The sequence below is a fragment of the Rubneribacter badeniensis genome (genome assembly GCF_002899695.1).
GTDB lineage: Bacteria > Actinomycetota > Coriobacteriia > Coriobacteriales > Eggerthellaceae > Rubneribacter > Rubneribacter badeniensis.
The window spans coordinates 1-8,355 of the sequence record NZ_PPEL01000106.1 but is presented as its reverse complement, the minus strand read 5'-3'; the positions used below and the strand labels follow the sequence as shown (position 1 = coordinate 8,355).

The window sequence follows — 8,355 nt, the reverse complement described above, 5'->3', positions numbered from 1 at the left end:
CGCCCCGTGCGCCATGCGCCCGCAGGAGCCACGCACGCGCAAGCACCCGCGCCCGCCTGGTATCATGGGCGAAGGCGAAGCGAGAGGAAGCGAGGCGCGCGTGAAGTTCACCATAGTGGCGGTGGGGAAGCTCAAAGAGCGGTTCTGGACGGACGCGTGTGCCGAGTACCTCAAACGACTGCAACCCTACGCGAAGACGGCCGTGCGGGAGGTCGCCGACGTCGACCCTGGTCGCGCAGGGGGCGTGGCGACGGCGCGCGAGCGCGAAGGGACGGCCATCCTCTCGGCGATCGCTCCCTCGGCCTATGTGGTGCTGCTGGCCATCGATGGGAAGCAGCGTTCGAGCGAAAGCCTTTCGCGACGCATTGATGCGCTTGCGCTTGACGGTGCGAGCGATTTCGTATTCGTGATAGGCGGTTCCGACGGCGTGAGCGACGCCGTGCGCGCCCGCGCGGACGAGACGCTGTCGTTTGGCCCGCTCACGCTGCCGCATAATCTTGCTCGCGTCGTGCTGCTCGAGCAGCTGTACCGCGCTCAGAAGATCTCCCGAGGCGAGCCTTACCACAAGTGATGTCGTCGCTTTGCTTCTTCGGCTTGTTCGTTCGCGGTCTCTGCGCCTGGGCGACGCGCTCTGTTCGCGTTTGCTTTCCCGAGGGGCGGGGCGATGAGGGCGGCCTCGTGCGGAGGCGCGCCTCGGGATGTCGATTGGGCTGCGTCGATTGCGGCGGTTCTGAGTTCGTGCGGCGAAATCTGTCATTTTTGGCCACGAAACCGCGCTCTGGCACGACCTGAGCCGTTCTGAGCCATTGTCGAAATAGCCGACCTGGGCTTTTGTTACGTGTAAGGTGCTTTGCGAGCTGGAAAAGACGCAATTCCGTGCCAGAACGCGGTTTCGTGGCCAAAATCGGCTCGTTTTGTTGCAGAAGCCGGCCGAGGCGTGTTGGTGACAGCCAAAAGGTCCCTGTTCGGACGCGCCCCGCCGCCATCGCTTGCCGCGGCTTTCCGCTGCCGTTTGCGAACGTCCTTCCTTCTGACATGCGTGCGCGAGTCGCCCCGGCGCTCCGCAGCTCTAAGCACCTCCGTGCGTCCGTCACCCGCCGCCGCTCTCCGGGCCTCCTCCCGGAATCGCTCGCGCGGGGTGTCGCCCGCTGCCCGTCGCCTGCCGCCCTCGCGCCCTCGTTTTCGCTATACTGAGCGCAACACGCCGAGAACCGAAGGCCGCAGCAAGGCGGCGAAGGAGGAACCTATGCGCTTCATCTCGTGGAACGTCAACGGCTTGCGCGCCGTACTCAAGAAGGGCTTCGAGGACATCGTGTGCGACTTCGACGCCGACATCGTGGCGCTGCAGGAGACGAAGCTGCAAGAAGGTCAGGCCACGCTCGACCTACCGCAGTACCGCGAGTATTGGAGTTACGCCGAAAGGAAGGGCTATTCGGGCACGGCCGTGTTCTGCAAGGAGCAGCCGCTGCAGGTGCTGCATGGCTTGGGCAGCGATCACTTGGACACCGAGGGGCGTATCGTGGCGCTCGAGTTCCCCGGCTTCTGGTTCGTGGACGTGTACACGCCGAACGCGCAGAACGAGTTGGCGCGCATCGACCATCGCATGGAATGGGACGACGCCTTCCGCGACTTCTGCAAGGGGCTCGAGGAGGGCGTGCTGCCCGCGGGTGTGCCGGTGGAGCGTCCGGCTCCGGGCGAGGGGCATGTGAACGTGTCCGAGCTGCCGCGCACCGAGCCGGGCGAGACGGCCGACCCGAAGCCGGTTGTCATGTGCGGCGACTTCAACGTGGCGCACCAGGAGATCGATCTGAAGAACCCTGGTCCCAATCGCGGCAACGCCGGCTTCTCGGACGAGGAGCGCGGAAAGTTCACCGATCTTTTGGCCGCCGGCTTCACCGACACGTTCCGTCATCTGCACCCAGAGGTGACCGGCGCGTACTCGTGGTGGAGCTACCGGTTCAACGCGCGCAAGAACAACGCGGGATGGCGCATCGACTACTTCCTCGTGAGCAGCGAGCTGGCGCCCCGCATCGAAAGCGCCTGCATCTACGACGAGGTCTACGGCAGCGACCACTGCCCCGTAGGGTTGGAGTTGTCGCTGTAACGAGGACGGAGCGGCGCGCGGGGTTGGCGGCCGCGTGGGGATGCGGGATGCGTGCGAAGCTCTCGTTCGGAAGGATCGTTGTACCTCCGTCATCATCCGCTTCTCAACGTTTCTGAGCGTCGGATGCGTCTGCCCTGCGGATCGGAAAGCCGGGGCTCGTCTGCGGGTGTCGGTCTGCGGACGGCGCGAAAGCCGCTTGCGGTGCGGGAAGCGCTTCCAGCGAGGCCTCCCGATGTTCAGCATCGCGGTGCCCGCGCATGAGCGGACGCGGGCACCGCAAGCGTCATCAAAGACGTCCGGAAGCCGGATGTTGCCCAGTGGCGACCAGGGCCGCAATGCGTCCGGTGGTCATGGCGCGCCCAAGGCTCATGCCGGGGATGACCATCTGGTGCTCAAGCCCTCCGAAGAAGTTTCCCTGGCAGTTGCCGACAGCGAACAGGCCGTCGATGACGTTGCGTTCGGCGTCGAGTGCGCGGCATTCCGCATCGGTGACGATGCCGTTCAGGGTGCACAGCACGCCGGGTTTGCGGGCGACGGCGTAGAACGGAGCTTTTCGGACTGCCTTCAGGCGGCCGGCTTGCTTGCCGTAATCGTCATCGTACCCCGCGTCGCACAGTTGGTTGTAGCGTTCGACCGTCTCGGCCAAAGCGTCGGAGGGAACCCCCATGGTTTGAGCAAGCTCTTCGATGGTGTCTCTCACGTACACGTCGCCGTTCTCCACACCCGCCTCGATGCTGGCGACGATGTCGACGGGCGGCTCTTTCTTCATCATGCCGGAGCCCATGTCTTCCCAATCGGTTCGGAAGTTGTCGTCGAACACCTGGAAATGCAGGTGATCGGGCTGGTTCATATCCTGGGCGTACAGCTGGCCGTACTGCATGTCCTCGTTGCAGAAACGTTTTCCGTTCTTGTTCACGAAAAGCCAGGGTATGCCTGAGCCCCCGATGTCGGGAACGTCGATGGGCGGGTCGTAGTGGATGTTGGAGCAATGGGGGGACGGCTGCATGGATCCTCCCACCCATATGCCCATGAGCTGGCCGTCTCCTGTGTTGATGTCGGGTTGGGTGTACGCCGACTTCAGGCCTTCTGCATGTGGTAGGTATTCGGCGCGCATATCGGGATTGTTGCCGTAGTCTCCGGCGGCGAGGATAATCCCATCGGCTGCGATCGCCTTGAGGTACCCTTCCTCCCCCTGTGCGAACACGGTGCTCACGCGACCGTCGGAGCCTTCGTCGCGTGCCAGCTGCACGGCTGGGGTGCGGTATCGGATGTCGGCGCCGTTCTGCTCGGCGTAGTCGAGTAGCCACTGGGCGAGCGCTTGCATTTCCCCGGTCCACATGTGGACGGTCGGGTAGCAGCGGTTGTGCTGGTCGGGATATTCCATGTCGGCTAGGTAGATCATGTTGACCGGCCCGACGCCCTCGACGTCGTTCGTGAGCGCAGTCGCCCAATCCATGGTCGGCCCGCTGTTGTATATCCATGCTTTGATCAGGTTGAGATCGGCGCGGTTCTCTCCTTGGCGGGTCCATTCCGTGACGGCTTCCCATGGATCGAAATCGGCTCCGACCTCTTGTTGCGCCTTCGAGTTCCACGCGGCCGCACCCGACCCGTGGGAGAGCGCGGTCGCGGCTTTCTGGAACACGACCACGTTCTTTCCCGCTTCGACCGCGGTCGCTGCAGCGACCGCGCCGGATATGCCGCCCCCGATCACGACGATGTCGGCCTCAAGGGTTTCGACGACCTCGTCGTCGGAGATGGGCGCGGGCGCCGCCTTGTAATCGCCGTTGCCGCTCTGCGCGGATGCGCTCGCTTCGTCGGTTGAGCTTGACGTGTTCGGCGATGCCGCGCATCCTGCCAAAGACCCTGCGGCGACCGCGGCGGCGACGCCTCCCAGTCCGACGAACGTCCGGCGTGTGTACGTTTGCTTTTTCCTCATGGCGTCCCCTTCCTCGGATTGGCCTCGGCAGCATTGTCGGGATGCCGCGCGGGCCGTCTGCTGTATGGGCGAACCGTCTCGCCTGAGGCCATCATGCGGGAAGACCGGGCGCGGCGCGTCCGATGAAGTGTGTGATTTCTCGAGGGAAAAGACATCGTATGAAGCATACGACATCGTGCGATCAAGCTTATGAACTGGTATTTCTATGGGCCTCAATCACATCGAGAAATTCTTGACGCGAGTGGACGCCAAGCTTTCGGTAGATGTGGGAAAGGTGGGTTTGGGCCGTTCCCTGAGCGATATGGAGCTCTTCTTGGATGAAGGGCAGGCTGCGGCCCTTCGCCAAAAGCAATGCGACTTCGCACTCCCGTGCGGTGAGGCCGTACGTGCTCAGCAGGAAGGAGCAGTCGGAACCCTCCCCGTTGGGCGCGGGTTGAGAGCAGGGGTCACGGCGCGGCCCGTCCGGGGCCGCTTCTTTGGGCATGAGGCCCCAGACCGTCTCGAGGCTTTTCGGACTGATGACGATCACGGCAGAGGAGAAGATGAGGAACAGGCCGATGGAGGCGATGGTCGACCATTGTGCCGCTCCGAGCGAAACGGCTTGGCTGAGCGATTCGGCTATCGGCACGCCGAGAACCACGGCCAAGGCCGCGCACCCTTGCGTCGCCCCGAACACGCTGAAAGCCATCGCCCCCGTGCGCTCGGTCACGTCTGCGCTGTACATCCAGACAAGCGCGCGAAAACACTGAAACGCCGCGCCGAACACGGCGTAAGCGAAGAAAAACGAAGCGCTGGTCAGCGTAGTTGCCAGAAAGCCCGCCGCCATGATGAGCAAGGTCGCCCGTATTCCCGGCATCTCGGAGGGTCTTCTGTGCGTGAAGCTTGGTATGAGGGCGATGATGCCGCCCATAACGACAAGCCCTGCGGCGCTGCCGAGCAGATAGAGGCTCCCCATTCCGTCGAGGGTCGCTCGTCCTCCTGGAGCGGTTGCGAACCCCCGCAGAACTTCGCCGCACAGCGCGTACAGAAGCACTGCGGCCAAGGGCAGGATCACGCGTGGGGCGAAGGGCGCCTTGGCGCAGTCCGGCTCGCTCGCAGACGGGCTCCCCGCCTCGCTTTCTGCGTCATGGTCTGTCGTGGCAGGGGCGATGGCGCTTGCTGCGCGCAAGAGCATTCCCGAGCAGGCGGGCAAGAGCGCGGTCGTTGCGATGGCGATGCTTTCCGACATGAGTTGCACGAGGAAGTACAGGACTATGCCCAGCAGGTACGAGGCGATGATGCCAAAGAGGGAGAACCTTGCCCCTCGTCTGCTGTAGAGCACGCCCCATGAGAGGACGAGCCATGCGGTCGTCGCCCCGGTTATGAGGGCTCCGCTCGCAGCGCATGCCATCGCGGCAGATGAGATAGGCTCCAAGACCGAGCCGAGGGGAATGAGCAAGGTGCCTACGCACGTGCCGACGGATGCCAAGGCAATAGAGCATCGGCGCAGCGCATACGGCTGAAGTCGGCGTGCGAGCAGGGCGCATGCGATGAGCGTGACGGCGTGCGCCCACGCGGCCCAGTTCCAAATGCCGCTCATGGATTCGCTGGCCGACGAGGAGGTTGGCAGCAGGACAGACGTGTAGAAGGCGATGAACAGCCAGGCCCAGTAAAACCCCAGCCCGATGTAGCGTATACCGCCACGAGAGCAATATCGCGCGGCGATGCTCTGGCGTATGTCCGTCATGCGGCTCCCCTCACGCTCGAACCACGATTATACCTCTTAGCCCGTTCAAACGTGTGTGCGAGTCGTTTCAAGAGTCGTTTGCTCTGGTTTTCGAGCTTCCTTTCAATGCCGGAGGATCTGAGATTTGCTCGGTGGTGAGTTCGTGGTGGATGCTGTCGCCTTCGTATCTTCGCTGTTCTTACTTTGACGTTTGTCGTCCGGGCAGGCGAAAGCGGAGGATGGATCAAGGTGGTTGGCGACCATGAATAAGGTGGATCGGAGGCTTTGCGTGAGGGTCACGCATTCCTCCGGGAGTTTGCTGGGCGGGCCTTGATACGTCGCCTGTACGCACCCGCAAGCGGCGTGGTATGATGCCGGGCGTTGTGTTGCGATAGAAGGACGGTCATGGACAGAGCGAAGATCGAAGCGGGCGTGCGCCTCATCTTGGAGGGCGTGGGCGAGGACCCTGATAGGGAAGGGCTGCTCAAGACGCCAGAGCGCGTGGCGAAGATGTACGAGGAGGTGTTCGCGGGCCTTGTGGAAGACCCCGCCGAGCACTTCGAGACGACGTTCGACGAGCATCACGAGGAGATGGTGCTCGTGCGCGACATCCCGTTCTACTCCATGTGCGAGCACCATCTCGTGCCGTTCTTCGGCGTGGCGCATGTGGCGTACGTCCCGGCGGCCGACGGGCGCATCTGCGGGCTGTCGAAGCTCGCGCGCCTTGTGGACGCCTTTGCGAAGCGGCCGCAGGTGCAGGAGCGCTTGACCTCGCAGATCGCCGACACTCTGATGGAGCAGCTGCATCCGCGGGGCGTGATCGTGGTTTTGGAGGCCGAGCACTTGTGCATGAGCATGCGCGGCGTGAAGAAGCCCGGAACCCGCACCACCACCAGCGCCGTGCGCGGCGCGCTCGAGCGCAACCAGACGACGCGCGCCGAAGCGCTGTCGCTCATCTTCGCGCGCCGCGACTAGGGGAAAGGCGGCTGAGTGGGGAAGGTGGGGAAGACGGCTGGACGAGAGGGGAGGCTGAGCGGTAAAGGCGGCTGGGCGATAAAAGTGGCTGCTGCGCGAGGCTGGGGAGTGCCGTGCGCAGCAGCTGCGTTTGGCTTCGTATGCCTCGACGTGCCCGCATCGGCCCCTTCGTGCCTTTCGAATGTTTCACGTGAAACATTCGTTCGTGATGAGGTAGTATGTACGAACGTACGAAGCGAGAACGTCTGTGCAGGCGCGTTTGCAGAAGATCGAAAGGACCAACATGAAGTGCGTAGTCTCCGTTTTGGGTAAAGATCGCAGTGGCATCGTGGCCGCGGTCGCCACGGCGCTTGCCGAGTGCGGCGCGAACATCGACGACATCAGCCAGACCATCCTCGACAGCATCTTCTCCATGACGATGCTCACGACGCTCGATCTCGAGAAAGCCGATTTCAACGACGTGCAGGAGCGGCTTGAGCGTGTTGGTGAAGACCTGGGAGTGCAGATCATCATTCAGCGCGAAGACGTGTTCCAGATGATGCACAAAATCTAGCTCGCTTGCCCTCCTCTCTCTCGCCGTCCTGCTTGACAGGGGGTCGAGCAGGACGGGGCAGGGCGGCGCGGCGCGGGTGACCAGGCAAAGCGGATGCGGCGCGCTCGGCGCTTTGGGAGCGCCGGGGTTTGATGCGCGCCGCGCGGCGCTCTTCGATCACAGTACAGGGCGTTTGGCCAGCACGCGGCGCAGCGCCCGTATCGATGCCGCCTGGTCTTGCAGCTCGTCGTCGATGATCGCCGCGCGAGCCGTGCGGGCGACCTCCTGCCGTTCGGCTGCGGAAAGGGCCTCCCCGCGCTCGGCTTCCGCGCGGGTGATCGCTTCATCTTCTGCCGTTTGCGCTGCGGCTTGTTGTGCATCGTCCTTCGCGACGATCAGCTCGTCGTCTGCGGGAAGCTCATGCGCTCCCTCGATGTGCACGCTTGTGATGAGGTCGCCGATGCCCAGACGGTGGACGACGTCGAGCCCTTCGATCGTCTGTCCGAACACTACGAACCTCTCATCGTACTCGGGATGGCTCGACAGGCTGAAGAAGAACTGGCAGCTTCCCGAATCCTGCGCGTTGCGATGGGTGAGCGACAGCGTTCCGTCTTCGTGCCGGTTGCGCGGATTGCTCGCCCATTCGTCGCGGATGCGGTAACCGCAGTCCTTCATGCCGGGATGCACTCCTCGCAGCTCTTCGCGCACGGCCATGCGCACTTGCTGCGGGCTGAGCGGGCGCGTGGTGGGACAGCCGCCCACGACAACGTCGCCGTCCACTTTGCCGTAGAAGTTCAGCTTGTCGTAAAACCCCTTGCTTGCAAGTTCGATGAAGTTTCCGACGGTGCCCGGAGCCTCTTTTCCGAATAGCTCCACGCGGATGGTTCCGTGCGCCGTGTCGATAACGGCGATCTCGCGTCCCGAGGGGACGTAGCGGGGGCGATACAGGGGTTTGACCACGCGTGCCATGCGGTTCCTTTCCTCGTGCACGTTGTGGGAAAGCACCGTACCCGATCGGTGCCCGTTCGGCATCGGATCGTCGATCCCCTTTGCGCGAAGGCGCGTGAAAACGGCCGAAGGGAGGGATGGGAAGGGGGATGGAG

General features: G+C 63.5%; 7 protein-coding genes. 4 read left to right on the top strand and 3 right to left on the bottom strand.

Translation table 11 applies throughout. The features are described from left to right. Positions 1-100 precede the first annotated feature (100 nt). Positions 101-571 (top strand): 23S rRNA (pseudouridine(1915)-N(3))-methyltransferase RlmH, encoded by a 471-nt coding sequence (gene rlmH / locus C2L80_RS12285; RefSeq protein WP_092197477.1) that lies wholly within the window; start codon positions 101-103, stop codon positions 569-571. 675 nt (positions 572-1,246) lie between these two features. Then, a complete protein-coding gene (locus C2L80_RS12280) occupies positions 1,247-2,104 on the top strand; it encodes an exodeoxyribonuclease III (RefSeq protein ID WP_087198723.1) in 858 nt (285 codons plus the stop codon). Positions 2,105-2,390: 286 nt separating this feature from the next. Here C2L80_RS12280 and C2L80_RS12275 read toward each other — a convergent pair whose 3' ends face one another. Both C2L80_RS12275 and C2L80_RS12270 read right to left on the bottom strand, forming a co-directional pair. Then, complete coding sequence (locus C2L80_RS12275) at positions 2,391-4,040, bottom strand: FAD-dependent oxidoreductase (RefSeq protein WP_157941087.1); 1,650 nt, start codon at positions 4,038-4,040, stop codon at positions 2,391-2,393. Between the two features lie 187 nt (positions 4,041-4,227). Then, the gene (locus tag C2L80_RS12270; RefSeq protein WP_087192439.1) at positions 4,228-5,766 is read right to left on the bottom strand and encodes a helix-turn-helix transcriptional regulator; all 1,539 of its coding nucleotides are present in this window, start codon (positions 5,764-5,766) and stop codon (positions 4,228-4,230) included. Positions 5,767-6,150: 384 nt separating this feature from the next. Here C2L80_RS12270 and folE point away from each other — a divergent pair, with 384 nt between their 5' ends. Beyond that, complete coding sequence (gene folE, locus C2L80_RS12265) at positions 6,151-6,720, top strand: GTP cyclohydrolase I FolE (protein WP_087198722.1); 570 nt, start codon at positions 6,151-6,153, stop codon at positions 6,718-6,720. A 283-nt stretch (positions 6,721-7,003) separates the two neighbouring features. Further along, positions 7,004-7,273: an ACT domain-containing protein gene (locus C2L80_RS12260; protein ID WP_087198721.1), complete on the top strand. Its 270-nt coding sequence runs from the start codon at positions 7,004-7,006 to the stop codon at positions 7,271-7,273. 156 nt (positions 7,274-7,429) lie between these two features. Here C2L80_RS12260 and C2L80_RS12255 read toward each other — a convergent pair whose 3' ends face one another. Continuing rightward, complete coding sequence (locus tag C2L80_RS12255; protein WP_103263302.1) at positions 7,430-8,221, bottom strand: peptidylprolyl isomerase; 792 nt, start codon at positions 8,219-8,221, stop codon at positions 7,430-7,432. Positions 8,222-8,355 lie beyond the last annotated feature (134 nt).

What these genes read in the sequence shown, in the direction of transcription:
- C2L80_RS12260 (WP_087198721.1), top strand. Translation starts at nt 7,004, where the DNA reads ATGAAGTGCGTAGTCTCCGTTTTGGGTAAAGATCGCAGTGGCATCGTG.
- C2L80_RS12255 (WP_103263302.1), bottom strand. Translation starts at nt 8,221, where the DNA reads ATGGCACGCGTGGTCAAACCCCTGTATCGCCCCCGCTACGTCCCCTCG.
- C2L80_RS12270 (WP_087192439.1), bottom strand. Translation starts at nt 5,766, where the DNA reads ATGACGGACATACGCCAGAGCATCGCCGCGCGATATTGCTCTCGTGGC.
- folE (WP_087198722.1), top strand. Translation starts at nt 6,151, where the DNA reads ATGGACAGAGCGAAGATCGAAGCGGGCGTGCGCCTCATCTTGGAGGGC.
- C2L80_RS12280 (WP_087198723.1), top strand. Translation starts at nt 1,247, where the DNA reads ATGCGCTTCATCTCGTGGAACGTCAACGGCTTGCGCGCCGTACTCAAG.
- C2L80_RS12275 (WP_157941087.1), bottom strand. Translation starts at nt 4,040, where the DNA reads ATGAGGAAAAAGCAAACGTACACACGCCGGACGTTCGTCGGACTGGGA.